Annotated in this window: 26 protein-coding genes and 1 pseudogene; 10 read left to right on the top strand and 17 right to left on the bottom strand. The window is 42.7% G+C overall.

What is annotated here, in order from left to right; all coding sequences use genetic code 11:
- Positions 1 to 74 precede the first annotated feature (74 nt).
- Complete coding sequence (locus tag C8R11_RS13030; RefSeq protein ID WP_107796080.1) at positions 75 to 1,316, top strand: multifunctional CCA addition/repair protein; 1,242 nt, start codon at positions 75 to 77, stop codon at positions 1,314 to 1,316.
- A 141-nt stretch (positions 1,317 to 1,457) separates the two neighbouring features.
- On the opposite strand, the gene C8R11_RS13025 is transcribed toward C8R11_RS13030, so the two are convergent.
- From C8R11_RS13025 to C8R11_RS13010, 4 genes are all read right to left on the bottom strand, one after another.
- Entirely contained in the window at positions 1,458 to 4,214 is a 2,757-nt protein-coding gene (locus C8R11_RS13025) for a valine--tRNA ligase (RefSeq protein ID WP_107796079.1), read from the bottom strand.
- 152 nt (positions 4,215 to 4,366) lie between these two features.
- A complete protein-coding gene (locus tag C8R11_RS13020; protein WP_107796078.1) occupies positions 4,367 to 4,702 on the bottom strand; it encodes a hypothetical protein in 336 nt (111 codons plus the stop codon).
- A gap of 25 nt (positions 4,703 to 4,727) precedes the next feature.
- A complete protein-coding gene (locus tag C8R11_RS13015; RefSeq protein ID WP_244907684.1) occupies positions 4,728 to 5,165 on the bottom strand; it encodes a DNA polymerase III subunit chi in 438 nt (145 codons plus the stop codon).
- A 42-nt stretch (positions 5,166 to 5,207) separates the two neighbouring features.
- The gene (locus C8R11_RS13010) at positions 5,208 to 6,704 is read right to left on the bottom strand and encodes a leucyl aminopeptidase (RefSeq protein WP_107796077.1); all 1,497 of its coding nucleotides are present in this window, start codon (positions 6,702 to 6,704) and stop codon (positions 5,208 to 5,210) included.
- Between the two features lie 534 nt (positions 6,705 to 7,238).
- Here C8R11_RS13010 and C8R11_RS17180 point away from each other — a divergent pair.
- The 3 genes and pseudogenes from C8R11_RS17180 (at position 7,239) to serB (ending at position 9,381) form a co-directional block, all read left to right on the top strand.
- Positions 7,239 to 7,553: an HDOD domain-containing protein gene (locus C8R11_RS17180; protein ID WP_181258260.1), complete on the top strand. Its 315-nt coding sequence runs from the start codon at positions 7,239 to 7,241 to the stop codon at positions 7,551 to 7,553.
- A gap of 492 nt (positions 7,554 to 8,045) precedes the next feature.
- Positions 8,046 to 8,519: pseudogene (locus tag C8R11_RS13000) on the top strand (GGDEF domain-containing protein); the annotation flags it as partial.
- A 16-nt stretch (positions 8,520 to 8,535) separates the two neighbouring features.
- Positions 8,536 to 9,381, top strand: a complete 846-nt coding sequence (gene serB, locus C8R11_RS12995; RefSeq protein WP_107796074.1) for a phosphoserine phosphatase SerB — start codon at positions 8,536 to 8,538, stop codon at positions 9,379 to 9,381.
- 30 nt (positions 9,382 to 9,411) lie between these two features.
- Here the strand turns inward: serB and C8R11_RS12990 are convergent, their stop codons facing one another.
- Positions 9,412 to 11,016, bottom strand: coding sequence for an NAD-dependent malic enzyme (locus C8R11_RS12990; protein WP_107796073.1), 1,605 nt, complete (start codon positions 11,014 to 11,016; stop codon positions 9,412 to 9,414).
- 483 nt (positions 11,017 to 11,499) lie between these two features.
- Between C8R11_RS12990 and C8R11_RS12985 the strand changes: the two genes are divergently transcribed.
- Positions 11,500 to 11,925, top strand: coding sequence for a group III truncated hemoglobin (locus C8R11_RS12985; protein ID WP_107796072.1), 426 nt, complete (start codon positions 11,500 to 11,502; stop codon positions 11,923 to 11,925).
- 127 nt (positions 11,926 to 12,052) lie between these two features.
- Positions 12,053 to 13,726: a sensor domain-containing diguanylate cyclase gene (locus C8R11_RS12980; protein WP_107796071.1), complete on the top strand. Its 1,674-nt coding sequence runs from the start codon at positions 12,053 to 12,055 to the stop codon at positions 13,724 to 13,726.
- Here the strand turns inward: C8R11_RS12980 and C8R11_RS12975 are convergent.
- Positions 13,723 to 14,418, bottom strand: coding sequence for an SH3 domain-containing protein (locus C8R11_RS12975; protein ID WP_181258259.1), 696 nt, complete (start codon positions 14,416 to 14,418; stop codon positions 13,723 to 13,725). The two genes, C8R11_RS12980 and C8R11_RS12975, sit on opposite strands and share 4 nt — an antisense overlap.
- Positions 14,419 to 14,720: 302 nt before the next feature.
- The gene (locus C8R11_RS12970; RefSeq protein WP_090702390.1) at positions 14,721 to 15,569 is read right to left on the bottom strand and encodes a cytochrome C assembly family protein; all 849 of its coding nucleotides are present in this window, start codon (positions 15,567 to 15,569) and stop codon (positions 14,721 to 14,723) included.
- A gap of 137 nt (positions 15,570 to 15,706) precedes the next feature.
- Between C8R11_RS12970 and ffh the strand changes: the two genes are divergently transcribed.
- Complete coding sequence (gene ffh / locus C8R11_RS12965) at positions 15,707 to 17,056, top strand: signal recognition particle protein (protein ID WP_107796069.1); 1,350 nt, start codon at positions 15,707 to 15,709, stop codon at positions 17,054 to 17,056.
- A gap of 108 nt (positions 17,057 to 17,164) precedes the next feature.
- Here ffh and C8R11_RS12960 read toward each other — a convergent pair whose 3' ends face one another.
- From C8R11_RS12960 to coaBC, 3 genes are read right to left on the bottom strand one after another with little or no spacing between them, the layout of a single operon-like run.
- Positions 17,165 to 17,617: a DUF192 domain-containing protein gene (locus tag C8R11_RS12960; protein WP_244907682.1), complete on the bottom strand. Its 453-nt coding sequence runs from the start codon at positions 17,615 to 17,617 to the stop codon at positions 17,165 to 17,167.
- Positions 17,617 to 18,066 carry a dUTP diphosphatase gene (gene dut / locus C8R11_RS12955; protein ID WP_107796068.1) on the bottom strand — a complete coding sequence of 150 codons (450 nt, stop codon included), beginning with the start codon at positions 18,064 to 18,066 and terminating at the stop codon, positions 17,617 to 17,619. The genes C8R11_RS12960 and dut overlap by 1 nt, the downstream gene beginning before the upstream one ends.
- 12 nt (positions 18,067 to 18,078) lie before the next feature.
- Positions 18,079 to 19,320: a bifunctional phosphopantothenoylcysteine decarboxylase/phosphopantothenate--cysteine ligase CoaBC gene (gene coaBC, locus C8R11_RS12950; RefSeq protein WP_107796067.1), complete on the bottom strand. Its 1,242-nt coding sequence runs from the start codon at positions 19,318 to 19,320 to the stop codon at positions 18,079 to 18,081.
- 164 nt (positions 19,321 to 19,484) lie between these two features.
- Between coaBC and radC the strand changes: the two genes are divergently transcribed.
- The 3 genes from radC (at position 19,485) to rpmG (ending at position 20,721) form a co-directional block, all read left to right on the top strand.
- Positions 19,485 to 20,159 (top strand): RadC family protein, encoded by a 675-nt coding sequence (radC, locus tag C8R11_RS12945; protein WP_107796066.1) that lies wholly within the window; start codon positions 19,485 to 19,487, stop codon positions 20,157 to 20,159.
- A gap of 112 nt (positions 20,160 to 20,271) precedes the next feature.
- Positions 20,272 to 20,508 carry a 50S ribosomal protein L28 gene (gene rpmB, locus C8R11_RS12940; RefSeq protein ID WP_090701388.1) on the top strand — a complete coding sequence of 79 codons (237 nt, stop codon included), beginning with the start codon at positions 20,272 to 20,274 and terminating at the stop codon, positions 20,506 to 20,508.
- 57 nt (positions 20,509 to 20,565) lie between these two features.
- Positions 20,566 to 20,721, top strand: a complete 156-nt coding sequence (gene rpmG / locus C8R11_RS12935; RefSeq protein ID WP_090701391.1) for a 50S ribosomal protein L33 — start codon at positions 20,566 to 20,568, stop codon at positions 20,719 to 20,721.
- 77 nt (positions 20,722 to 20,798) lie between these two features.
- On the opposite strand, the gene C8R11_RS12930 is transcribed toward rpmG, so the two are convergent.
- The 7 genes from C8R11_RS12930 to mutM form a co-directional block, all read right to left on the bottom strand.
- Positions 20,799 to 21,989, bottom strand: coding sequence for a DesA family fatty acid desaturase (locus C8R11_RS12930; RefSeq protein WP_107796065.1), 1,191 nt, complete (start codon positions 21,987 to 21,989; stop codon positions 20,799 to 20,801).
- Between the two features lie 446 nt (positions 21,990 to 22,435).
- Positions 22,436 to 22,981 (bottom strand): pseudouridine synthase, encoded by a 546-nt coding sequence (locus C8R11_RS12925; protein WP_107796064.1) that lies wholly within the window; start codon positions 22,979 to 22,981, stop codon positions 22,436 to 22,438.
- Between the two features lie 45 nt (positions 22,982 to 23,026).
- Entirely contained in the window at positions 23,027 to 23,488 is a 462-nt protein-coding gene (gene sixA / locus C8R11_RS12920) for a phosphohistidine phosphatase SixA (RefSeq protein ID WP_107796063.1), read from the bottom strand.
- A gap of 126 nt (positions 23,489 to 23,614) precedes the next feature.
- Positions 23,615 to 23,902 carry a DUF167 domain-containing protein gene (locus tag C8R11_RS12915; RefSeq protein ID WP_090701399.1) on the bottom strand — a complete coding sequence of 96 codons (288 nt, stop codon included), beginning with the start codon at positions 23,900 to 23,902 and terminating at the stop codon, positions 23,615 to 23,617.
- Positions 23,903 to 23,909: 7 nt separating this feature from the next.
- Positions 23,910 to 24,485, bottom strand: a complete 576-nt coding sequence (locus C8R11_RS12910) for a YggT family protein (protein WP_090701402.1) — start codon at positions 24,483 to 24,485, stop codon at positions 23,910 to 23,912.
- A 72-nt stretch (positions 24,486 to 24,557) separates the two neighbouring features.
- Positions 24,558 to 25,397, bottom strand: coding sequence for a pyrroline-5-carboxylate reductase (gene proC / locus C8R11_RS12905; RefSeq protein WP_107796062.1), 840 nt, complete (start codon positions 25,395 to 25,397; stop codon positions 24,558 to 24,560).
- Between the two features lie 94 nt (positions 25,398 to 25,491).
- Positions 25,492 to 26,343 carry a bifunctional DNA-formamidopyrimidine glycosylase/DNA-(apurinic or apyrimidinic site) lyase gene (gene mutM / locus C8R11_RS12900; RefSeq protein WP_107796061.1) on the bottom strand — a complete coding sequence of 284 codons (852 nt, stop codon included), beginning with the start codon at positions 26,341 to 26,343 and terminating at the stop codon, positions 25,492 to 25,494.
- Between the last annotated feature and the right edge of the window lie 29 nt (positions 26,344 to 26,372).

Genomic DNA, 26,372 nt, shown 5'->3' with positions numbered 1-26,372 from the left:
AATGAAATACGCCAGATGTTCTTTGCATACAAGCAAACGCAATTTATTTATTTGTAATTCTTAGTTTTTCTACCTTGAAAATTTATTTGGTAGGCGGTTCAGTGCGAGACGAATTGCTGGGCCTGCCTGTAAAAGATCATGATTACGTAGTAGTCGGCAGCACGCCGGAAGAAATGGAACAATTAGGTTATCGTCCGGTTGGCAAGGATTTTCCGGTTTTTCTACATCCGAAAACCAAAGAGCAGTATGCGCTGGCCCGAACCGAACGAAAAATTTCGCGTGGTTACAAAGGTTTTGAAGTTTTCACCACACCGAAGGTCTCGCTCCAGGAAGACCTTGTCCGACGGGATTTAACCATTAACGCTATCGCCAAGGACAAAGACGGCAATATCATCGATCCATTCAACGGTGTTGCTGATTTAGAGGCGGGTATCTTACGCCATATTAGTCCGGCTTTCTCAGAAGATCCGGTTCGCATTCTCAGAATCGCACGATTTGCGGCGCGTTTCAGTTTCCGCATTGCACCCGAAACTCTCGCATTAATGAACGACATGGTACATAACGGTGAAGTGGAAGCGCTGGTGCCAGAACGCGTTTGGCAGGAAATTTCCAGAGGATTAATGGAAGATAATCCATCACGCATGTTCTACATGTTACGAGAATGCGGTGCACTGTCTCGTATTTTGCCTGAAGTTGACGTACTATTCGGCGTTCCCCAATCAGCACATACACACCCGGAAATCGATACCGGCTTACATACCATGTTGGCCATTGATTATTCCGCAACAAAAAATTACTCTCTACCGGTTCGTTTTGCCGTACTACTGCATGATCTCGGAAAAGGAACAACGCCACCTGAAGAATGGCCTCACCATATCGACCATGAACAGCGCAGTCTGCAAATTATTATGGATTTATCTGAACGTATCCGCATCCCCAAAGAGTCACGTGATCTTGCCATATTGGTCGCACAATTGCATGATAAGGTGCATCAGGCAGAAGCACTCAATGCAAAGGCTATTGCCGACCTGTTGCAGGCTGTTGATGCTTACCGCAAACCGGATCGTTTTGGAGAATTTTTACTGGCCTGTGCTTGTGACTTTCATGGTTTCCCCGGTTACGCTAACAGAGCTTATCCACAAACAAGGTTATTACACAAAGCGCTCGCCGCAGCACAGAGCATTAACGCTGGCGAAATTGCAGCAGCCCTTCGTGAAAGAATCAACGATAACACGTTACTATCCACCGCCATCAATACCAAAGTACGTGAAGCACGTATCGCCAAAATAAAGCAAGTACTAAACAAAACCGATTAACCTTGAGTGTTCCGTTAAAGTGATACTTACAGAATACTGACTAGAAACTGAGACATCTAAAAAGTGCAAGAGCTGTCCTTGAAATATTCTCAATAACAGCTTACTTATTCACAAGATAGCATTTTCCTCGCTCAAGCATGATTAATGCAACTTTTGCAATTGTTCGTTCAGACTGTCCAGTTTTGTATTAAAGCCTGTCAATCGATCTTTTTCTTGCGCCACGACAGCTGCCGGCGCGCGCTCGACAAAATTAGGATTTGACAACTTCGTTTCAGCCTTGGATTTTTCTGCTGCTATTCGCGCCAGTTCTTTCTTCAGACGTTCACGCTCAGCTTTAACATCAATTTCTATTTTCAGCATGAGCCTGAAATCACCCACAATGGATATCGGCGCATCGACGTCTGGCAAGACATTCTGAATTTCAATATCTGACAATTTAGCCAAGGATATGAGATAAGGTGTATATTCAACCAACGTCTGCGCATTACCGGTGGCCAGCAATGGTACTTTTTGTGCCGGTGACAAGTTCATTTCGCCGCGCAGTGTGCGGCAAGCATTCACAATTTCCTTGAGTAATTGAATTTTCTCAATTGAATTCTGGTCAATTTTTACCGGTTCTGCAAGTGGATAAGGTTGACACATGATGCTAGCACCACTTCTCCCTGCAAGGGGCGCCACTTTTTGCCAAAGTTCCTCAGTGATGAAAGGAATAATCGGGTGTGCAAGACGTAACATCACTTCGAGCACACGCACCAATGTCCGGCGTGTTGCATGTTGCACTGATTCGCGGTCACTGCTCAGCTGAACTTTCGCCAATTCAACGTACCAGTCGCAATATTCATCCCACACCAGTTCATAGATTTCTCTTGCCGCCAGATCAAAACGATAATTTGCAAAATATTTTTCTATTGCATCTTCAGCTTGTTGCAAACGACTGATGATCCATTTATCCGTATTCGAATACTCATACTCCAGACTGGTATCCAACCCTGTATTCTTCCCTTCGCAGTTCATCAGCACATAGCGGGTCGCATTCCATAATTTGTTGCAGAAATTACGATAACCCTCACAACGTTGCAGATCAAACTTGATATCTCGCCCATGTGAAGCCAGACTGGCAAAGGTAAACCGCAGCGCATCCGTACCAAAAGCCGGTATTCCGTTGACAAAATGTTTACGGGTATTTTTTTCGATAGACACTGCCTGTTTGGGATTCATGAGTCCTGTTGTACGTTTAGCAATCAGATCATCAAGCGATATTCCGTCAATCAGATCAAGCGGATCCAGCACATTCCCCTTGGATTTACTCATCTTATGACCTTCCGCGTCTCGAATCAGGCCAGTAATATAAACCTCTTTGAATGGTACTTTACCTGTAAAATGCAGCGACATCATCACCATACGCGCCACCCAGAAAAATATAATATCAAAGCCGGTAATCAAAACAGATGTCGGCAAGAAGGTTTTTAATTCTTGAGTATCGTCAGGCCAACCCAACGTTGAAAAAGGCCACAACGCAGATGAAAACCACGTATCCAGCACATCCTCATCCTGCTTCAATTCTGTTTTACCGGACAGTTTCTGTGCTTCTTCCAAGCTATGGGCTACGATAATATTGCCGTCTTCGTCATACCATGCAGGTATACGATGCCCCCACCAAAGTTGACGCGAAATACACCAGTCCTGAATATTTTCCAGCCATTGGTTGTAAACGTGTGTCCAGTTTTCCGGAGTAAATTTCACTTCACCGGTTGCCACCACATCCAAACCACGCTTGGCCATGCCTTCCATGGACACATACCACTGGTCAGTCAGCATGGGTTCGATAATAGTATTGGTGCGATCACCTCTTGGCGCCATCATTTTATGTGGCTTGGTCTCAATCAGATAGCCATTGATATCAAGATCGGATACGATTTTTTTTCTTGCGTCAAAACGATCCATGCCTTGATATTTTGACGGTGCAAGGTCGTTGATTTTGCCGTCCAACGTAAAAATATTGATAGGAACCAGTTGATGGCGTTGTGCCATCTGATAATCATTAAAGTCATGCGCCGGTGTAATCTTGACGCAACCGGTGCCAAACTCTGGATCAACATAACTGTCCGCGATAACCGGAATACTGCGTTCACATAATGGCAGTCGCACATGTCGCCCAATTAAATGCTGATAACGTGAATCTTCAGGATGCACTGCAACCGCAACATCACCGAGCATTGTTTCCGGGCGGGTAGTTGCCACAGTAATGGTCTCATCTATAGTAATCGAACCATCAGCTTGTTCAAGTGGATACCGAATATGCCATATCGAGCCATTTTCCTCTTTAGATACGACCTCTAGATCAGATACAGCGGTCTGTAAAACCGGATCCCAGTTAACCAGCCGTTTGCCACGATAAATTAGTCCTTCACGATAAAGACGAATAAACACTTCAGTGACTGCACTGGATAATCCCGCGTCCATGGTAAAACGCTCACGTGTCCAGTCACAGGATGTACCCAATCGTCGCATCTGACGAGTTATAGTCGAACCTGACTCTTCTTTCCAATGCCAGACACGCGCTAAAAAAGCATCTCGTCCGAGATCACGACGATCAATACCTTGTTGATCGAGCTGGCGCTCCACTACAATCTGGGTTGCAATCCCGGCATGATCGGTACCCGGTTGCCAGAGTGTATTTTCACCTTTCATACGATGATAACGGGTTAACGCATCCATCAACGTATGCTGAAATGCGTGCCCCATATGCAATGTTCCGGTCACATTCGGTGGCGGCAACATAATGCAGTATGCATCGGTGTGTTCGATATGATTTGGCTTGAAATAACCGGCCGACTCCCAGACTGAATACCACTGGTGCTCTATTAGTTTGGGATCAAAGCTTTTCGCAAGTTCCATGTATTTAAAATAAGAATAGGTTGTCAGTGTTTAAAAATACAAAACAAAAAACCTATTATTATAAAGGAATAACGTGTGATTTGCGTACACTACCTCATAAAACGACATACACGCATCCGAACGTGCCGAGCGCAAACAAAGTCGCTTAAGCTTTAAGTGTCCAATAAAACTTTTTCCTGTACGACAATACGATTTTCAAGTGCATGCACCAAAGCCAGTCTATCCGATGGTTTAAGGTCTATTTTCGCATCAATCAGCGCAGCATCCAGCAGCAAACGCAATGGAGACAGTTCATCAAATTGCGCTTGCAAACTTTTCGATCGCAAGGTGACGCTTTCAGTCAAAACGGGTATTTTGTCAATATCTAGAACGTCTTCTGCAGCAATAATCGCACTATCATAATGATGGTACTTATCGACCAAGAAGTTAAATTTCTCCAGAACCCTGTCATTATCTTCGTCCACTTCTGTTTTGACTGTATCAATCATATGTATCACATATAAGATATCAATATTAGCCTGCTGTTTCCGCCAGATTATGGTGGTACAGCTCATATCCGGCCTGTTTATAAAAACGATAACGCGCACGTGCCGAAAATTTATCCTCGGGAGACTGCCCAGCGACCTCAATCACGCGCTTGAATTGATCAAAAGCAGACGGACAGTGTTCATGCAGATTCACCAACATGTCAAATGTATGTTCATTAACTATCCTGTTACTCAGGACAATCGGCGTTGCATTAACCAGCGTTTCATTTTCATCAATATAGCAGTGCGGCAAAAAACTGGTTGACTGAAAAGTCCAAAGTAGTTTATCCAGTTCATCCAGTTTATCTGCGTCAGGCGTATACACAATCACTCTGTTATCTTGATTTAATGCTTTGGCACACAATCTGCATACCACCCGCAATCTGTCAGCAGCACCCGAGTAAAAATATATTGCTGTCATCATCCAACAAGTGACTTATCATACAAGAAAATAACCAAAAAGACGCTATTTGGACATGTTTGCTTGTGACATCAAAAATTGAGTCAATAACGGCACAGGTCTACCGGTAGACCCTTTCTCTTTGCCTGACTTCCAGGCCGTACCCGCTATATCCAGATGCGCCCATTGATACTTCTTTGTGAACCTAGACAAAAAGCAGGCGGCAGTAATGGTGCCACCCGCACGACCACCAATATTAGCCATATCTGCAAAGTTACTCTTCAACAGATCCTGGTATTCATTCCATAAAGGTAATTGCCACACACGATCAGCCGCCTCCTCGCCTGCTTTGAGCAACTCTTGGGACAATGTTTCATCGTTACTCATTAAGCCAGTTGCCACATTTCCCAATGCAATCACGCATGCACCGGTCAGGGTGGCAATATCAATTACGGCTTTTGGTTCGTAACGTTCCGCATATGTTAGAGCATCACATAAAATCAAGCGACCCTCGGCATCCGTATTCAATATTTCAATAGTCTGGCCGGACATGCTCGTCACCACATCCCCAGGTTTTGTTGCACTGCCGCCAGGCATATTTTCAGTTGCTGGAATAATGGCCACAACATTGATGGGTAAATTCATTTCGCCAATGGCTTTCATTGTTCCAAGCACACTTGCAGCCCCGCTCATATCGTATTTCATTTCATCCATTTCAGCCGCTGGTTTCAATGAAATACCACCAGTATCAAAAGTAACACCCTTACCCACCAAAACAATCGGTTTTTCTTTCCTCCCCTTTCCCTGATATTCCAGTACAATCAATTTTGCCGGTTGGTGGCTACCGCGGGCGACAGCCAATAATGCCCCCATCCCCTGCTTCTCCATATCTTTCTTATCCAAAATCGTGGCCTTGAATTTATATGTTTTAGCAAGTTCTTTTGCCTTATCAGCAAGATAGGTAGGTGTGCAGATATTGGGCGCCAGATTACCCAGATCCTTGGTCAAGCTCATTCCGTGTGCTATAGCAGCGCCTTGTTTGAGCGCTTCTTCCCCGATCGACATATCAATGCGGTCACGAATACAGATTGTTATTTTGCGCAAAGCATTATTGCCTTCATCCGGTTTACTCTTCAGCATGTCAAACCGGTAACTGCAATCAACAGAGAGCCGAGCAAGCTGTGTTACTTTCCAGGCAATATCACGTTCATGAACGGATATATCCGTCAGATAAAATGCGCAATCTGTGGTGCCCGTGTTTTGTAATGCACGAAATGCCGCTTGAACAGCGTTTATAAACGCGCTGTCTTTAAACTCCTGCTCTTTACCTAAACCGACTAGCAACACGCGCTTGCACAACACGTTTGGAACCTTATGCAACAACAAGGCCGTGTTGGCTTTTCCTTCCATATCACCCTGACTGAGAATACTTTTAATATAACCCTCAGAAAGATTATCCAGGTCTTTCGCAGCATCCGTCATTTTTTTTGACTCGAAAACACCCACCACCACACAAGCACCACGCTGCTTATCCGGGGTCGCTACTTTTATCACCAAATCCACGTTTTACTCCTTGTTATCGATAATCTTATTATTACTTGAAATTTTTTAAACACCCTAAACAGCTTGAACATATATTGATATAAATCAAGGTATTTATAAACAACTATAACACTTCATCGCTCATGATTGAAGAAGTGTAAAGTACGTCCTTATAATACTCATGGCATTGTGGTTCTTTACTAAAAATGAACAAATGACACTATCCTTCAATATACCCTTTATTTCATATTGTTATGATAAAAAGTAAACAGTTAAATCGCCAACGACATCAACAAAATATTGTTAATGCTCTCCACGAGTGATTTAACGCCAAAAAGATGTTGTTAGAGTAATGTATTCAGGCGGAAAACAAGTTGGCACCTATCGTCATCAACATAGTACTGATGTGTACCTGAAGCAGACAGGTTTCAATCAAGCAATAATGTTCAAAATTCAATAATAATCTTTAACTCAATCAGAGTCATGCAGAATGACTAACAAAAAATTGGAAGCCATAATTAACACAAACACAGATCCGATAAAATTGTTACATCTTTGCAAGACATTATCCACCTTGCGCCGGGTGTCGCCAATGATCCTGATACCGATATATTGACAGTATGTGGATACACTTCGCTGGATCCTGTGTTTTCAGAAAAAATACTTAAAACTGCCTACTCTCCTTTATTTATAATCAAAAGAACTGCAACAAATATAAGGCAGGCCGTCAACATATTAGAGACACATAATGTTATTGTAATTGTATTATCTTTTTCTCTCTCCAGCTCTTTAATCCAGAATGCGGAGCAATATAGCAAAACATTTGTCAACAATAAATCTGGCGACATTTCAGTACATTGCACTTGCTAGTCGCGCGCTTGGTGAACGTGAAATTTTAGGTATCCGGTGTGATGAACTTGGATACAAACTGCTTTAGCAGTTGCATATCCCGAGTCATATTGCAATAGCCTGTACAGTCAGCCATAACAAATCAGAGTTATTACAAAAAAACCGACTCTGCATGTCTGTGTTGCCATATCACAATATATTGCCAGTTATATTATTAATCTTCAAACTATCGAGAAGATGACTGAGTTACTCAAAGAAGAAGCGCGGTCATGGCTTAAGACTGGAATCCCTTCTTGTTAGAGTTATAGACAAAATGCAAGAAAAACTCCATGCTATTGAAGACTTGTTCGATATCAGTGTATTCCAGCCTGCAAAAGCATCTGATATCATGTCTGAATTTAAAGAGTTGCTTACAATGCACAACTTAGTCAAATGCAGGAATTAGAGCAAAAATCGCAGTGCGACGGCCTTACGGGCCCACCTAACGGGCGCGTATAATCGAGGTTTTTAGAAGAAGTTATTCAACTTGAATTTAACCTATATAAACAACTCGGCGCACCATTGACCATTGCCCTGCTAGACTTGGACCATTTTAAAGGAATCAATGATATTTATAGGCACGCTACGGGCAATACCTTGCTGTTCTGCGTAGCATATACGACTCATAAATTGATTCGTCATAACAATCATCTGTGTCGATACGGCGAAGAAGAATTTACAATGATTTTCCCTGGCATGTTATTAATGGAAACTGAGAACGCTATCAACCGCATAAAAGACGCAATTTCACGCATTTCATTCACATCAGAAGATAATCCTGTTTTTAATGTAACAGCATCGGCAGGTGTTGTGGCTCTTAAAAACCATTCAAATAGTTTCAGTTCCCTACAAGACATGCTGAAAGCAGCAGATCAGGCGCTCTATACTGCAACAATGGTCGCATTCGCGTATTTCTATGGCACAATACGCTTAATCCTTAATAATTAAATAACAAAAACAGCATATGCATTTAATCATACAGGGTTCTGAAATAGAGAACCATGACCTAAGAGAATTGGCAAAACTGGCCTGTGCAGATCAAATTGAAAGAATTACAGGACAAGCTTTCAGACTTAAAAACGCATCACAAAAAGATGGCATCGCACCTTACTGTGCCAAAGTAAATCTTGATTTCGCATTCGTCGATTCCGCACAGTATCTGTCCGATTTCAAACTGATTGCGATGGATATGGACTCAACACTACTGGCTATTGAATCAATTGATGAAGTCGCCGACATCCATCATGTTAAACCACAGGTTGCCGAAATCACACTTAAAACAATGCGGGGAGAAATCAGTTTTGAAGAAAGCCTGACACGGCGAACAGCACTACTTCAAGGACTGCATTCCGACGCACTCCAAAAGGTCTATGACGAACGTGTGCAATTAAGCCCCGGCGCTGAAATCATGCTAAAAAAGGCTAAAAATTCTGGCCTAAAAACCATGGTCATTTCTGGCGGTTTTACATTTTTTACCGACAGAATCAAGGAAAAACTGCATTTGGACTTTGCAGCCGCCAACACACTCGAAATACGAGACAACCAACTTACCGGAAAAGTATTAGGAACAATTTTAGGTCGGGAAGGTAAAGCCGAGGCTTTAAAAAATATATGCAGCGAACTCGGCATTCATCGCGAGCAGGTCATTGCTATCGGTGACGGCGCTAATGATTTAGACATGATGGCAGAGGCAGGTATGAGTATAGCTTACCACGCAAAACCAATCGTACAGGAAAAGGCAACCTACTCAATCAGCCATGTCGGTCTGGATGGCGTTCTTAATTTGTTCAGTGAAGAAAATCTCGATTAGCGAGCAGCATAATAAGCCCTATCATCTTATCTAATAATTGGGATCATACATAAATGACCGGATGTATTCTTCCAGATTCTCCGGCAACTCTTCATCAACAAGCGCTTCTTTTATGGCAACCTGACAAACAGCTTTCGCAATTTCCCTGGAAACTTCGCGAACACGCACAAGAGATGGGTACACCGCTCCTTTAGCGATTTCCTCTTCGGTCACCAGATTAGACAGCACTTTTGCAGCTGACAGAAACATATTTGGCGTGATGAGTCGTGCAGAACTGACACAGACACCGAGACCAATACCTGGGAAAATATAGGCATTATTACCCTGCGCCGGCTCATAGCATTGATTTTTATAGCATACTTTTTCAAATGGGCTGCCACTTGCGAAAATAACACGTCCGTCGCTCCATCTGTAGGCCTCCTCTGCCGTACATTCGGTATGCGATGTTGGATTCGATAATGCAATAATTACAGGTCTCTCATTAACCGCTGCCATTTGCCGCACAACTTGTTCGGTAAAAGTGCCGGCTACCCCTGTGGCGCCAATCAGAACATCAGGCTTGATATCGGCAATTGCGTCAACAAAATCACAAGGCACATGCGCGTGTGCATATGGCTGGATTCGCGGTTTGATGTTTTCATTTGTCGACACAACCAGCCCCTTCCTATCGATGAACCAGAGTCTTTCACGCGCTTGCTGCTCGCCAAGTCCTTGAGCACGAAAGGCTGCCACCATTAATTCAGCTGTACCACCCGCCGCAGACCCCGTTCCCAGAAACATAATCGTTAAATCTGAAAACTTCTTTTTTGTAATACGGCATGATGTATAAACACCTGCCAGTGTCACTGCGGCTGTACCCTGAATATCATCATTAAAACAGCGCACTTCCGTTCCATAATTGTCAAGAAAACTAAACGCGTTTGGCGTCAGAAAATCTTCAAATTGAATCAAAGCCTTTGGAAATCGGGTTTGCACTGTACGCACAAACTCATCAACTAGTGACAAATAGGCTTCCCCTTCCAGGCGCGCAAAAGGATATCCCAAATAGAGTGGATCTTCACGCAATGATTGATTATTTGTGCCCACATCCAGCATAACAGGCATGCAATGAGCCGGTTGAATTCCGGCGCAGGCAACATATAATGCGACTTTACCAATCGGAATACCCATACCATTAGCACCCAAATCACCCAAGCCTAAAATCCGTTCTCCATCTGTAACTACGATGACACGAATATCTTTCTCAGGCCAGTTTCCAAATACGTCCCCGATTCCCCCACGATCTTCCGGCGTAATATAAAGCCCCTGTGGTCTTCTAAAAATATGAGCAAATTCTTTGCAGGCCTCTCCGACCGTCGGCGTATAAACCAATGGCAGAATTTCTTCCATATGATCTATCATGGTCCGATAAAACAGCCTTTGATTACGATCCAGCAACGCGCTTAAAAAAATATACTTTTCAATATTATTGTTTTTACGTCGCATGTTTTCGAGTGCGCGTTCTTTTTGTTTGCTGATACTGGCCACATCGTAAGGCAGCAACCCACGCAAACCAAACCGTATACGCTCTTCCCGCGTGAATGCAGTTGATTTTGTGCAGGCCGGATCATCTAATAACGTTTTACCTACCTTCATATTGCCGTCCTCTAACCAATTTTACCTAATTTTAATTGCTCAATTTTTCGTTGCCACGTTGCCAAATATATTGACATATTTCTTTGCAGGTAACTACAGATGGTACTACTATCACATGCTCGTTTACACCAACTTTATCATTCATCCTTAGTGCAATATGATCGACTATACGAGTCTACCTTGCCGCACACACTAGCTATACAAGCCTGCTATTGAACTTCTTATACATTTCACACTCGATATTGTTTAATCACGACACGGGCAAGCGATAGCATTATGTTTATATCCAGCGCAGACAATATAATAAAATTTCAACAACCAACATGCTCAGTCAATGTTGGACAGTCAGACCTTCGTTAGTTAAACTTGCCAGACTGACGAACTGCTTAATTTTACCTTTATTACATGGCAGCTCTTTTGAAAAACTTTTACTTAATTTAAACAAGCTTCTTTTCTTATTAATCAATTTTATTAATCTTAAATATGAGCCAATCACCTTTTCCAATACCAAGCCCTGACTTATATACTGAAGAAGAGATCTCAAAACTCGTGCATGAATTCTATGGCAAAGCCAGAAAAGATCCTTCGCTCGGACCAATTTTTGAAGAGCATGTTATCGACTGGGATGCACATTTTGTTCAAATGATCAACTTCTGGTCCGCTCAATTACGAGGCACAAGCCGATTTCGTGGCGCCCCCATGCCAAAACATATTGCATTACCTGAGTTATCAGCCAAACTGTTTGAACGCTGGCTTGCACTTTTTAAACAAACAACCCACGAACTGGGTAACACTGCACTTGAACATCACGCCAATACTATCGCCACATTTATTGCAAACAGACTCTGGCAAGGCTATCAAATGAGCCACTACCCTGACAGAGAGCCGGCTGCACTGCATACTGGTTAATTGTTTTCGATTGATCGAATGATTAAAACGACTTTTTCGTATCTTTTTCTACATCTTTTTCTAAAATTGACACTGTAAAATCAAATGATAAAGGACGTTTAACAATTTTCCTGAGCAGGATAGTCTATTGAAAAGCATCAAAAGCAAGATTTTTGTTTTCGCTTTATTATCAACGCTGATTCCTTCACTTGTACTGGGGTTACTTTCGTTTCATCTAAATGAAAATTTAATCAAAGATAATGTCAAGCGCGAATTGCGTATTTTAGCCAGTCATGCCAGTCATGAGCTTGATGCTTGGGTTAATCAAAATATCCATGAAGGAAAATCACTAACCTCGGCTAAAATAATCATCGATGCGCTTTCCACCGCTGCCAACCTTCAAAATGGCTATATTAAGGTATCACCAGAAATTCTCACGCACTACCTAAGTTCCGTTCATAAAAAACTTGAAACCATTCTGGAACTGACCGTAGTCGATATTAACAAAAATGTTTTCGCGAGCAGCTCTGATCAACATATTCTTACAGAACCATTAAAAAACCTTTGGCTGGACAGCAACACATCGCACCAGCCACTGGTTTCACCGCCACTTTGGAGTGAGCAATTTGAAACTATCGTAGTCAGTATCGCTTTACCCATCGTCTCCTATGATGATTATATTTTGGGTCAGTTAGTACTTACCTATGATTTGCAAAACATCAAGCCTTTATTAAAAGGTTCAACAAAGTCACCTCGTGGTGAAATTTATTTATTTGATTCGAATGGTAGTGCGCTGCTAGCCACTCACACTGACGTGTCATACCCATCTTTTTTTGACTCAAGAACTTTCCAGTATTTGCGGAATAACCCGGGAGAATCCCTGACTTTCCGGAGTTTTTCACAAAAAAATGTAATAGGACTGGCATACAAGGCAGAAACTCTGCCAGTTACCATAATTGCTGAGAAAAATCATAAAGATGTTTACGCCGCGTGGACAAAACAGCGCAATCTATATTTTATCTTGGTAAGTGTATCAATTTTCATTGTCGCCATTATTGCAATTTACCTCGGTCACTCCATAGTCACGCCACTGCAGCGTTTGATTAATGCAACAGGACAGATTGTCAAAGGCAACCTCGATATTTCTATAACTGTTGCTACACGACAAAAGGATGAAGTTGGAAAGCTCGCACAAATGTTTAATTTGATGACGGAAAAACTGCGTCGGAGTCAGACAAAAATTTTAGCTGCCAACAAGACCATGCTACAAAAAAATCAACAACTGGAAAAATTATCTATTACTGACGGACTGACGGGATTATACAATCGAAATAAACTCAACCAGATTATTAGTGATCAACTTTTAAGATTTCAACGTAACAAGCGGCCCTTTGCCGTACTCATGATTGATGTCGATTATTTCAAAGTACTCAACGATAAACTTGGTCATGTTATCGGTGATGAAATTTTAGCAGCTACTGCGGGCACCTTGACGCAATCCATTCGAAGCATTGATTTTGCCGCTCGTTATGGTGGCGATGAATTCATTATTATCTTAACTGAAACTACCGTTAAAGAAGCCGTCATTACTGCAGAACGTATTCGCTCTCAAGCTTCCGAAATACACTGCAAAACAATTGACAAGATTATTAATATTACACTGAGTATTGGAATTATACAGTCTGAGCCGAAAGATATCTCTCCCACCGCCCTTATTTCACGCGCTGACCAAGCACTTTACGAAGCTAAGCATGCCGGCCGCAACCAAGCCTATACTATCAGTCCTGACACTGAATACGTCGCAAGTTTAAATTCGGATTAATGCTTCTTGTCCAACATAGTTTCAACCAATGTATTAAATATCCATCCCTCTCTATCATCGTCTGTTTGAACCATCAGCCAATTCCCCTGATAGGCATTCGCTGTCAGAACAGTACCTTTTTCTAACACATCGATAATTAACGCATGCCTTCCGGGCGCGCGGCGTAAATTAGCATCAGCTATCGCCAACAACATAATCGGCGTATTAAATCTAATCGTAACACGATTAGGAAGAGCACGATCCTGATCCGCAATCATATTCATAAACTCAAGCGCTTGAGAAGCATAATACGTTGCGTTGGCATAGTTGTCGCGCCTGTAGTAAAAAACTGCCATATCCAGCAATCGTTTTGCTTGTTCATACAGGTCTGTGTCAGATGGGATTAGAATCGATTGCTGTTTGATATATGCCATAGCAACTTCCGCTTCCGCAATCAAAGAAGCCGAACTCGGTTTTGTTGCCAGTCTGCGTAACCTTACCTGAGTATGGGCTATTTCTTTACTGGATGCTTGTATGATTTGTGTCTGATCCTGCTCTCGGGCGCTGATTTGTTTGATCAGTGCTTCCTTTTCGGCTAGTTTTTCCGCCAATTGCTCTATTATTATCCGCATACTATCAATTTGCTGCTGATGCACGCTAACTGGTATCTGCTCTATATGCTGTTCTGTTAGCGGCTCGGGCGGTTCTTTCATAGCCACGCATCCCGACAAAAAGATGCTTGACAAAGCATACAAATATATACTGAGACGAGAATTATTCACTATCGTTGCAAAAAACAATGACAGGGTCTGTTGTATTAACAAGCGCATAATGAATTACTTAAAAACATGATCAATCGGAACTGCTGCTAACAACCTGAACTGTTATTGCGCATGAGTTTTGCTAAAAATTATAACTCCCCGATCATACGACAAAGAAAAAAATCAAGGCAATGCTTTTTATGTCACTTTAGACAATATATTAAATCCAGTATTACACAATTTGCATCCTGAATTTAACGATTCAATACAATTTCCAAAACAAATTTACTGCCGACATAGGCAAGCAGCAACATGGCAAACCCTACCAACGTCCAACGTATTGCAATCCTGCCTCGCCATCCATAAAATTGCCGCCCAATCAACAATGCGGCAAATGTTCCCCACGAGATAAAACCAAATAACGTCTTATGTGTAAATGTCAGAGGCTGGCCGAACACTTCTTTGGAGAACACAACACCACTGAGCAGCGTGAGCGTCAATAATATAAACCCAACCCAGATGATATTGAATAACAGCTTCTCCATTGCCAGCAATGGCGGCAAATTAGTTAATAGTGAATGTGCTACTGGATGATGCAACTGGCGCTCAACAATCGTCATCAATGCCGCATGCAAAGCCGCAATAGTTAAGAGACTGTACGCCATCATCGCGACAACCAGATGCGCCCTAAATGCGGGCAATTCAGTGTTCTCCAATGGTTTTAACGATGGAAAAATTAACGGCAGCACAACTGCTACAGCAGCAGCAGCGGCAATTGGTGCAAGTAATGTCTGCATTCCCTGGTAGCGGCTAAAAAACCCTGAAAACCAGTAAATTAATGCGGTTAACCATACAATCAACGAAATCGCGCTACCGAATCCAAGATTTAATCCTGCACCTGAAAAAATAGACTGATAAAGTATTATAGCATGCAGCATTAATGGAAACAGCATGGTGTAATGAATGCGCCGGGCAGCGGCTGACGATTTATTATCCTCTTTATTCTTAAATGACGAAGATTGATAATGAATATTACGCCATATCAACCAACCCACCAGTATATAAAGCAAAAATGTCGCAAGATAAGTTAAAATGTCAAGCATCGATATGATCATAAAAAATATAGACAGTTGTTAAGTCTACATGGCGCTTAAACAAATTCAAAGTATCCACCAGCATATTTCGTAAATTTTGCAAAGCAGCATTATCTACATTAATTTATTTTACTGAGGTTCCTAGCATGTTTGAAAATCTGACAGGTCGTCTTTCCGATGTCATTAAAACACTCAAAGGTGAAGCGAGACTCACTGAAAGCAACATCCAGAAAGCGTTGCGTGAAGTGCGTCTGGCTTTACTTGAGGCGGATGTCGCTTTACCCGTTGTAAAAGACTTAATTGCGCGCGTCAAAGAAAAAGCGATTGGGCATGAAGTCATGGGCAGCCTGACTCCTGGGCAAGCCTTTGTTGGCGTTGTTCATCAAGAACTCATATCCATCATGGGCGGCGAGAAGGAAGACCTCAACCTCTCCACAACGCCCCCTGCAGTCATATTAATGGCCGGTTTGCAAGGTGCGGGCAAAACCACCAGTAGCGGAAAACTCGCAAAATGGTTGATAGAACAAAAAAAGAAAAAAGTTTTGCTGGTATCTTGTGATATTTATCGCCCTGCCGCCATTCATCAACTGGAACTGTTGGCAACACAGACTGGTGCTGATTTTTTTCCAGTACAGAATGGACAAAAACCTGGCGAAATTGGAGCAGCTGCATTGGATTATGCCCGTAAACATCACCATGACGTGCTGATTGTTGATACTGCTGGCAGACTGGGCATTGATGAAGCAATGATGAACGAAATCAGCGAACTCGAGACGCTGCTCAATCCGATTGAAACCTTGTTTGTTGTTGACGCCATGCAAGGTCAGGATGCGGTTAATACAGCCAAAGCATTTTCGGAGGCATTACCGCTCACTGGAGTGGTTCTGACCAAACTTGATGGTGATGCACGTGGCGGTGCTGCACTATCTGTCAAACATATAACAGGAAAACCCATCAAGTTTACAGGCATTGCTGAAAAACTAACCGGTCTGGAAACATTTCACCCAGATCGCATGGCCTCCCGAATTTTAGGCATGGGCGATGTCCTTGGTTTGATTGAAGAAGCACAGCGTAGCACTGATGAGCATGAAGCCAAAAAACTCATGCAAAAAGTCAAATCAGGCAAAGGATTTGATCTTAATGACTTTAAAGCACAATTTCAACAAATGAAAAAGATGGGTGGCATGAGCGCCATGCTTGATAAACTGCCCGCTCAATTGAGTCAGGCAGCGCAGAATGTGAATGTGGATGATAAGGTTATCAATCGCACCGAGGCCATTATTAATTCCATGACACAACAAGAGCGTGTCAAGCCGGAGATACTCAAGGCTTCACGTAAAAGGCGTATCGCAGCAGGTGCAGGTGTTTCGGTACAGGAAGTCAATCGACTTCTATCTCAGTTTGATCAGGCTAAAAAAATGATGAAAATGATGAATAAAGGTGGCATGTCAAAAATGATGCGAGGATTGAAAGGCATGTTCCCACGCATGCGTTAATCCTATATCAAGTACAAAGGGCTATTACGGCCAGTGCCCTTCGCGCCACGCTTGAGAAAGGTAACAGTTCTTAAACGCTGCACTTCTCACGACCTAGTAAATGGAATTTTAGTTTGCCGCAGGCGCATGTTCAAGTCCGGAAACCAGATCGCCTGCGCTTATTTTTCTGCTTGCAAACCAGCCGCTACTCATCTCCAGCGCATATTTAGCCGGACCGGCTGAGCGATGTGCCACGAGCGAATCGGGTTCCATGTCTGCAATATTGATGATAGTACCTTTTTCATCAATAAAAGCGACACTTAACGGTAATATCGTGTTCTTCATCCACATGCCGTAATACGCGCTTTTTGGAAACACAAAAAGCATTCCGGTATTTTCGGCCAGCGATTCCCGGAACATCAATCCTTGCGCACGTGTACGATGCGTGGTCGCCATCTCCGCAGAAATCATGTATTTTGATATTTGCAGTGAAATTCGTGGCAGATCTGAAGCATGCGTATGCATAGAATGCGCCATGAACATCATGAGACAATAATTGATTAAAACAATCAAACGCATCATTAATGCTTACCCGTGCTGCCAAAACCATCTTCCCCGCGTTGGCTCTGATCAAAATTTTCCACAATATTAAAACCAACCTGCACAACAGGCACCACGATCAACTGCGCAATACGCTCCATTGGGTCGAGCGTAAAAGATGCCTGTCCCCTATTCCAGCAGGAAACAAAAATCTGTCCTTGATAATCCGAGTCTATTAAGCCGACAAGATTACCTAAAACAATGCCATGTTTATGGCCCAGACCAGAGCGTGGCAGCACCATTGCTGCCAGTCCGGAATCTGCAATATGAATCGCTATACCCGTTGGAATCAAAATTGTTTGCCCCACATTAATGATCTCAGTTTGATCAATACATGCGCGCAAATCCAAACCAGCCGAACCAGGAGTGGCGTAGGATGGCAGTTGATTTAGTAAACGTTTATCCAGAATTTTTACATCAATTTTCGTCATTTCAATGCCTGACTAATTTTTAAGTTGTTGTGTATATAACAATGCTATATGTTTGATCAATTGCCTAGCCTGGACTAGTTTGGACGCCTTCCTGAGACAGTGCTTACCTGCTTCATCGAACAGGATTAACGTTGCTTCATCCGCACCCATTGTTTCCTGCGCTAAATTAGCGACCACCAGCGGCAATTTCTTGTAACGACGTTTTAGCACTGCATTCTTTTCCAAATCGTCTGTTTCAGCCGCAAAACCCACACAAAATGGCGGCTTTGATAAATTGGCGATATGTGACAGAATGTCTGGGTTTGGCACCAACTCCAGTATCAATTTTTGATCGGATTTTTTGATTTTGTTTTGACTGACAGTAGCCGCTCGATAGTCTGCCACAGCTGCTACGCTAATAAAAATATCCGTGTGCATTCGAGTGACTTCTTCATTGACCGCGTTCAGCATTTCCTGCGCACTCAGCACATTGACCAACCGTGATACGGCAGGCGCTTTCAAACAGGTAGGGCCTGATACCAATGTCACCCTGGCACCAGCTTCCAGCGCAGCCTGAGCAATTGCATACCCCATCTTTCCAGAGCTGATATTCGTGATTCCCCTGACAGCGTCGATTGCCTCATAAGTAGGCCCGGCTGTGATTAATACATTTTTGCCTTGTAACTGACTGGCTGATAATATTTCCGTCTGCATTTCCTGTAGTGCCATCAGTAACGCGTCAGTTTCCAGCATTCGTCCTGGGCCAACTTCACCACAGGCCTGTTCTCCATCTGCAGGTCCAGCCACGATAACGCCGTCATCTTGCAACCGGTTGATATTACGCTGCGTAGCCGGATTCTCCCACATCTGTCGATTCATGGCGGGCGCGATCATCATCGGGCAGTTGCGCGCTAAACAAAGTGTCGATAGCAAGTCATCTGCCAGGCCACACGCCAGTTTAGCAATAAAATCAGCGCTTGCAGGGGCAATCAAAATCATCTCTACATTTCTGGAAAGGTTAATATGTGCCATATTACTTGTCACATTTGCCTCCCACAATTCTGTAAATACAGGCAGCCCGGTCAGCGACTGAAAAGTGGCTGGTCCGACAAAACGACACGCTGATTTTGTCATGACAGTCTGCACGACAACGCCCTTTTGTGTGAGCAGGCGTGCCAATTCCGCCACTTTATACGCCGCCACACCACCTGTTACTCCAAGCAGAAGCTTTTTTACATTTACAGTAAAGGAACGTGCATTGTTTTCGTTATTCATCTAATCGGAGAATTTTCAGTATTTAAACACTCAGAAACCGAAGTCTAACTTAAAAACAGCATAATCATGCATGCCTAACGACAATTTTAAAATTTTCATTCAATCACGCAAAATACAATGCCGTAATATTTGAAAACCCCCGATCTAAATTATATTGTATTATTATGGCAATTACTGATTGGCCCATCACTGAACGCCCACGCGAAAAGCTTGTAAAAATAGGTGCCAAAAACCTTTCTGACACTGAGTTACTTGCAATTTTCTTACGCACGGGTATTGCAGGAAAAAGCGCAGTTGATCTTGCAAGAAATCTGCTTAACCACTATGGCAGTCTCTCAAACCTTTTCTCTGCCGACAAGACGTCGCTTTGTAACTTTCCAGGCGTAGGGATTGCCAAATATACACAATTACAAGCTGTTCTTGAGATGTCACGACGTACACTGGGCGAAAAGCTGGAACACGGCAATGCATTAACTACGCCTCAGCTTGTTCGGGATTTTCTGTATCTGCATCTTTCCAACAAACCACACGAAGTTTTTATGGGTATCTTTTTAGATGCAAAACATCACATGATTACAGCGGAAGAGCTGTTTAGCGGAACATTGACTCAAGCGAGTGTATATCCACGCGAAGTCGTCAAACGTGCATTACATCATAATGCCGCTGCACTTATCTTTGCACACAACCATCCTTCTGGAATTGCCGAACCCAGCCATGCTGACAAAGCATTAACAAACACATTAACAAAAGCGCTTGATTTAATCGACATTAAAGTCCTAGATCACTTCATTGTCGGCAAAAGCGAAATATTATCATTTGCTGAGCAAAATTTAATTTAGACTTGAATTTTTTAACGATTTTAGGGGAATCAAACGTCCAAATATATATATTTGAGAAAAAACCCAAAATCGGGATATAATGAGCGTTTTTGTAATTTCGGGGTGCATCAACATGGCACGAGTATGTGAAGTAACAGGTAAAAAACCGTTGACAGGGAATAATGTATCCCACGCTAATAATAAGAACAAGCGGCGTTTTTTACCAAATTTGCAAAGACGTAGATTCTGGCTTGAAAATGAAAATCGATGGATCAATCTGCGCCTATCGAATGCTGCATTACGCACAATCGATAAAAAAGGAATTGATGTGGTCGTAGCTGAAATGCGCTCGCAAGGTAAAAACATTTAAGCTATCAAATCTATTCATTATCTCATTTGATTTAGTCAAGAATAAGGAATCCACCCAATGCGCGAGAAAATTAAGCTTGAATCATCAGCAGGAACTGGACATTTTTATACAACCACAAAAAACAAACGTGCAAATCCTGAGAAACTTGAAATCAATAAGTTTGATCCGGTTGCGCGCAAGCATGTCAAATACAAGGAAACAAAATTAAAATAATCGTTTTAATATTTTAATTTGAATATAAAAAAACCCGCATTAAGCGGGTTTTTTTATTTACATGATCGATTTAACTTTTACGCATAGCAACGCAAACGTTGAGAGAAAGATCTCAGCACTTCAATACCGCTTTCTTCTGCACGTTTACACCAGTCCTCCAGTTGCTTGACCAGCTCATCTTTTGACGCACTTGATCGCTGCCAGATCGCAATCAACTCTTCTCTCATGTTGTAAACCGTATCCAGTGTTTTAGTGTTGCTTAGGACTTGGCTCAATGTCTCCCGCTCATGCGCTTGTAACGTTCTAGCATCGGCCAAAAGCCAGCTTTTAAGCGTTGATTTATCAATATCATAATGTGCTATAGATTCTTTCAAATGCACTATTTCTTCTGCAAAGGTAGCTTTTAATGACTTGGAATACTTCGCCAGCACCTCATAACGATGCGAAATAACTGCATGTAATGTATCCAGATCACACTGCGTTTTACTTTTATTCAAGCGTAATTTAGGCGCAACCTTTTTGACTTTTGCTAACCCCATCATTTCCAAAAGTCGGATATATAACCAGCCAATATCAAATTCATACCACTTATTAGACAAACGTGCAGAAGTTGCATAAGCGTGATGATTATTATGCAATTCTTCTCCGCCGATCAAAATACCCCATGGCACAACGTTTCGACTGGCATCTTCAGCCTGAAAATTACGATACCCCCAGTAATGCCCAACACCATTGATTACACCTGCTGCAAAAATTGGTGCCCACATCATTTGCACAGCCCAAATGGTAAGCCCTATCGGACCAAACAGAATCACATTGATTATCAACATCAAAGCAACACCTTTTGCACTATGCTTATCGTAGACATTACGTTCCATCCAGTCATCAGGTGTACCATACCCATAACGATCCAACGTCTCCTGCTTCTTCGCTTCTATGCGATAAAGTTCGGCACCTTCAGCCAATACTTTCTTAATGCCATAGACCATTGGACTATGCGGATCATTACCGGTCTCACACTTCGCATGATGTTTACGATGAACGGCTGTCCATTCTTTTGTAACCATCCCGGTTGTCAACCAAAGCCAAAAGCGAAAAAAATGGCTGGGGATAGCATGCAGATCCAAAGCCCTGTGAGCTGAATGACGGTGCAAGTATATTGTGATACTGGCAATTGTAATATGCGTCAGAACCAGTGTAACTACAATATATCCCCACCATGGCATATCTACGATACCTGAAATTAAATTAAGAAAATCTGAAATCATATAGAGGCAATCCTTCTAAAAACCTGTAATTTGTATAAGCAAATTCTAATCAACATATCTAATCCTAAAAGCCTAAATCATGACCATGACATTCAATAACATCATCAAGAAACAACTCATGCTGATTAAACGAATTTCGTCAGTAAACAATTAAAAACCAACGATATTAAGGACAAAATAGCTGTTCATAAAATTTAACAAAATCAGAACAGCGCTTGCAAAAAAACCTTCGTTATGCATCTTAACACTTTAATGACCATGACAGTAAAGATTTGTTGCAAGATTGTTGCAAGATTGTTGCAAGATTCTAAATCACAGTCTTTGAAAAACTCAAACAGAACTTAGCAGTGAAGACGTAAAAATCACTCAATTTCATACACATGCGACAAGCTAACATAAACCCAGATAAAGCTTTGCTCGAAGTAAAGGCAATAATAAAGCATACTTTAAGCAGTATTCAGCAAGTGCCAGCCCCCCGGCGCGATATCTGCTATGGTGTAACCGCCAATTGCAAATCGTATTAATCTCAATGTTGGATATCCGACAGCAGCGGTCATGCGTCGCACCTGACGGTTCTTGCCTTCCTTGATACTTAATTGCAGCCATGTCGTCGGAATATGCTTACGAAAACGTACAGGAGGTATCCTGGGCCAGAGATCCGCAGGCTCGTTCATCAAATTGGCTTTTGCCGGAAGCGTTATATAATTTTTAACAGTAACTCCCCGGCATAATTTCTTCATGGCTGTCTGAGTAGGAACACCTTCAACCTGGACCCAGTATGTTTTAGGCAATTTATATTTTGGATTACTGATTTGATTTTGCAGGTCTCCATCATCAGTTAATAAAACCAAGCCTTCACTATCAACATCCAACCGCCCAGCTGGATAAAACCCGGGCAAAGAAATATAATTCTTAAGTGATACATGCCCCAATTCCGCGGTAAACTGACAAATAACCCCGTAAGGTTTATTAAAAAGTATTAGACGAGACATATTAAAATAAAGATCTAAACCTTAAAAATTGACGGGCTTAAAAACTTAAAGCATTTCCGGATATTTAACTGTACATAATTCTGCTACAAACGCACTTTCTTGCTTTTGGCAGGTAATCCACCAGATCGCACCTTGATTGAAAAACAGGCCTGAAGGCATGGTGGATAACAATACACATACTGTTTCGCTCAGTGTGGGCTGATGTCCAACGACCACAACTGCACATTGCGCATAAGGCCAGTCGGCTGCGGCCAATATTTGATTTACACTTGCACCAGGTGCAATCTCTTGCACGATATCAAAATCATGACACAACGCCATCGCGGTTTGCCGCGCTCGTTGTGCAGGGCTTGTTAAAACCAAGGTATTTTCGGGTAGTTTCGTCTTCAACCAGCCTGCCATCGTACGGGCCTGACTCAAACCTCTTTTTGTCAGTTGACGAGACATGTCAGAGACACCCGGAACACCCTCTTCAGCTTCGGCATGACGCCACAGTATGAGTTCCATATGCGTTCAGAATCAATAATATTGATCAATTAATAGTTGATTGTTATTAAATCCATCATGTGCGACAACGCAGCTTTACTCCATTTTGAACACGGCAATAAAGTTAAGGAGGAATGCAGCAGACTGTCAAAAACGAAGCAATGTATCAGGAGAATGTCTGGGCTGTACAATTAAAACCACTTTCCGCCTCGACTTTTCTCCTTGCTGTAATACAACCTGATTACGCGGCACTGCAAAACATTCCGCAAGATATTTTAGCAAGGCAGCATTGGCCTTGCCTTCTATTGGCGCAGCCGCGAGTTTTATTTTCAGTGCACCGCCATGCAATCCAACGACTTCAGTTCGTTTAGCACCCGGCTGAATGTGTAATGTTAAAACAAAATTACGTGCATTATCACGCTGAAACCAACTCATATGGCTGTCAGTCAAGCATCAACCTGACTTCCATGTGCACGCCCGCCACAACCATAAGTAATAATTGAATGATAATCAGCACAAATAACGGAGAAAGATCGACATTCGCAATTGGTGGAATACGGCGACGGAAAACAGACAAAAATGGTTGTGTAAACGTATTCAACAATGGTGCCATGGGGCTAAACGGGTTAACCCATGAAATAATAGCCTGGGCAATAATCATAAATAAAACGATATACAGCGTTATTTTAATGATTTCGATCATGCCCAACAATCCCATAACACCGATTGCAGTCAATATATTTGCCCCGAAATCGAAACCTTGATAAAGATACACGCTGGTCACAATGACGCACTCAGCCAGCCACGCCAATACCAGCGTTGACATATCAAGGCCTCTCCATCCAGGAATGACGCGGCGCGCAGGACGCACAATAAAATCAGTAACCGCAATCAGAAACTGCACAATATTATTGTAATAAGGTACGCGCAATAACTGAAAATAAAAACGCAACAATAACGCTAGAGAAAAAAGCCCCAAAATAGTTTTTAATAGGAATATCATAATCTCGTTAATCATCAGTCGCTCCAAATTCCCTGTAGGATTTAATGTTAATTAAGTGCTTTGGGTACATCGATATTAATTTTAAACTTAAAGCTTACTGAATTCGTCACTCATCTCCCGAGAGCGGACATTGGCCGCATTAATAGCCGCAATAATCTTACTTTTAACCTCATTCATATCCATCGACTGAATCGCCTGCTGCGTCGTTCCACCTGTCGAAGTGACTCTTGCGCGCAAAACCGCTGCATCTTCACTGCTCTCATTAGCAAGCTTTACCGCACCGCAAAATGTTTGCAGTGTGAGTTGCCTGGCTTCATTCGCTGTCAGACCCAATTCCATTCCTGCCTGCTGCAATGATTCAATAAAATAAAACACATATGCCGGACCACTGCCGGAGATCGCGGTTACAGCATGCAACATCTCTTCATCCTCAACCCAAAGTACAGCCCCTACTGCCTGCATAATCAACTCGGCAGCCTGCCTGTCCTGGGCACTCGCATTCGATGAAGCGTAGAGCCCTGTCACTCCGGCGCCCACCAGCGACGGTGTATTGGGCATAGTACGAATAACCCGCCTGTAACCATCCAGCCAGCGCATAATGTCCGTCGTACGAATACCTGCCGCAATAGAAATCACCAAGTGTTGATCAAGCATGCCTTTCAATTGCTGCGCAACTGCATGCAATTGTTGCGGCTTAACAGAAAGCACAATGACATTATCCGCCCCACCTGCTCTATCAGATGGACAAGGTGTTATGCCATTCGCCAGATCAGCTGCGGTTAAGACGCCAAACCGCTCACTGATCCTGATGCGGCTCTCATCATTTATTTCAATTACGCAAATTTGATCAGCTGCATAACCCTGTTTCAACAAGCCACTGATCAGGGCGCAAGCCATATTACCGCCACCAATAAATGTAATCTTCATTATTCGCTTTTCTTTGAAATCATTATCACTAAATTATCCCCAAAGACAAATAGGGCAAACTCGAACACAAATCTTAGATGCCAATGCTGCGCAACTAATGTTGGCAAACCGGACAATAAAAACTTGAGCGTTGATTCTGTTTTATCTGTTTTATCACCGAACCGCATTTTCTACAGGTCATGCCGGCGCGCCCATAAACCAAGTATTGTTGTTGAAAATAACCCGGGTTACCATCGCTGTTGACAAAATCACGCAAGCTGCTGCCACCTGCTTCAATTGCTTTTTGCAAAACTGCTTTAATATTCTGCACAAGTTTCTCGTAGCGGGAAAGCCCTATTCTGCACGCAGCCGTTCGCGGATTGATCTTTGCATGAAACAATGCTTCATTTGCATAAATATTACCGATACCAACAACCACTTGATTATTCATCAATATTGATTTGATACTTGACTTTCGAGCACGTGTACTTTCATATAATCGTGTTGCGCAAAAATCCGGAACCAACGGCTCCGGCCCCAGGTTAACGAGCAAGGGATGCTGCAGTATGTTTCCCGACTGCCACAAAACAGCACCAAAACGACGCGGGTCTCTGAGCCGCAATATAGTGTGATCTTCTACAATCAGATCAAAATGATCATGTTTTCCCGGCCGGTCAACAAGAGAATCTCCTGATTCAGCCCATGGCATACTACCGTTTGATAGCAACCGCAAGCTACCCGACATACCCAGATGCAAAATCAACGTACCGATTCCACACTCGAACAAAAGATATTTTGCTCTCCTGGTAATCGCATGAATTATTTTCCCTTTTAGTCGGTCATTCAGGTCATCAGGTATTGGCCAGCGTAGTCTTGGGTTACGAATGACTACCCCGGTAATGCGGCGCTTTTCCAGGTACGGTGCAATGCCAAGGCGCGTTACTTCTACCTCTGGTAATTCTGGCATTGACTCATATTATATAGAGATTGGCACAA

Origin of the sequence: Nitrosomonas aestuarii, from assembly GCF_003046585.1 — a bacterium.
In the GTDB taxonomy this organism is placed as follows: domain Bacteria; phylum Pseudomonadota; class Gammaproteobacteria; order Burkholderiales; family Nitrosomonadaceae; genus Nitrosomonas; species Nitrosomonas aestuarii.
This window is presented reverse-complemented; position numbering and strand designations above follow the sequence as displayed.

Excerpts from the sequence above, each read along its gene's own strand:
- C8R11_RS13025 (WP_107796079.1), bottom strand. The coding sequence starts at position 4,214 with ATGGAACTTGCGAAAAGCTTTGATCCCAAACTAATAGAGCACCAGTGG.
- C8R11_RS13020 (WP_107796078.1), bottom strand. The coding sequence starts at position 4,702 with ATGATTGATACAGTCAAAACAGAAGTGGACGAAGATAATGACAGGGTT.
- C8R11_RS13015 (WP_244907684.1), bottom strand. The coding sequence starts at position 5,165 with ATGATGACAGCAATATATTTTTACTCGGGTGCTGCTGACAGATTGCGG.
- serB (WP_107796074.1), top strand. The coding sequence starts at position 8,536 with ATGCATTTAATCATACAGGGTTCTGAAATAGAGAACCATGACCTAAGA.
- C8R11_RS12990 (WP_107796073.1), bottom strand. The coding sequence starts at position 11,016 with ATGAAGGTAGGTAAAACGTTATTAGATGATCCGGCCTGCACAAAATCA.
- C8R11_RS12985 (WP_107796072.1), top strand. The coding sequence starts at position 11,500 with ATGAGCCAATCACCTTTTCCAATACCAAGCCCTGACTTATATACTGAA.
- C8R11_RS12975 (WP_181258259.1), bottom strand. The coding sequence starts at position 14,418 with ATGAAAGAACCGCCCGAGCCGCTAACAGAACAGCATATAGAGCAGATA.
- C8R11_RS12970 (WP_090702390.1), bottom strand. The coding sequence starts at position 15,569 with ATGCTTGACATTTTAACTTATCTTGCGACATTTTTGCTTTATATACTG.
- ffh (WP_107796069.1), top strand. The coding sequence starts at position 15,707 with ATGTTTGAAAATCTGACAGGTCGTCTTTCCGATGTCATTAAAACACTC.
- C8R11_RS12960 (WP_244907682.1), bottom strand. The coding sequence starts at position 17,617 with ATGATGCGTTTGATTGTTTTAATCAATTATTGTCTCATGATGTTCATG.
- dut (WP_107796068.1), bottom strand. The coding sequence starts at position 18,066 with ATGACGAAAATTGATGTAAAAATTCTGGATAAACGTTTACTAAATCAA.
- coaBC (WP_107796067.1), bottom strand. The coding sequence starts at position 19,320 with ATGAATAACGAAAACAATGCACGTTCCTTTACTGTAAATGTAAAAAAG.
- radC (WP_107796066.1), top strand. The coding sequence starts at position 19,485 with ATGGCAATTACTGATTGGCCCATCACTGAACGCCCACGCGAAAAGCTT.
- rpmB (WP_090701388.1), top strand. The coding sequence starts at position 20,272 with ATGGCACGAGTATGTGAAGTAACAGGTAAAAAACCGTTGACAGGGAAT.
- rpmG (WP_090701391.1), top strand. The coding sequence starts at position 20,566 with ATGCGCGAGAAAATTAAGCTTGAATCATCAGCAGGAACTGGACATTTT.
- C8R11_RS12930 (WP_107796065.1), bottom strand. The coding sequence starts at position 21,989 with ATGATTTCAGATTTTCTTAATTTAATTTCAGGTATCGTAGATATGCCA.
- C8R11_RS12925 (WP_107796064.1), bottom strand. The coding sequence starts at position 22,981 with ATGTCTCGTCTAATACTTTTTAATAAACCTTACGGGGTTATTTGTCAG.
- sixA (WP_107796063.1), bottom strand. The coding sequence starts at position 23,488 with ATGGAACTCATACTGTGGCGTCATGCCGAAGCTGAAGAGGGTGTTCCG.
- C8R11_RS12915 (WP_090701399.1), bottom strand. The coding sequence starts at position 23,902 with ATGAGTTGGTTTCAGCGTGATAATGCACGTAATTTTGTTTTAACATTA.
- C8R11_RS12910 (WP_090701402.1), bottom strand. The coding sequence starts at position 24,485 with ATGATTAACGAGATTATGATATTCCTATTAAAAACTATTTTGGGGCTT.
- proC (WP_107796062.1), bottom strand. The coding sequence starts at position 25,397 with ATGAAGATTACATTTATTGGTGGCGGTAATATGGCTTGCGCCCTGATC.
- mutM (WP_107796061.1), bottom strand. The coding sequence starts at position 26,343 with ATGCCAGAATTACCAGAGGTAGAAGTAACGCGCCTTGGCATTGCACCG.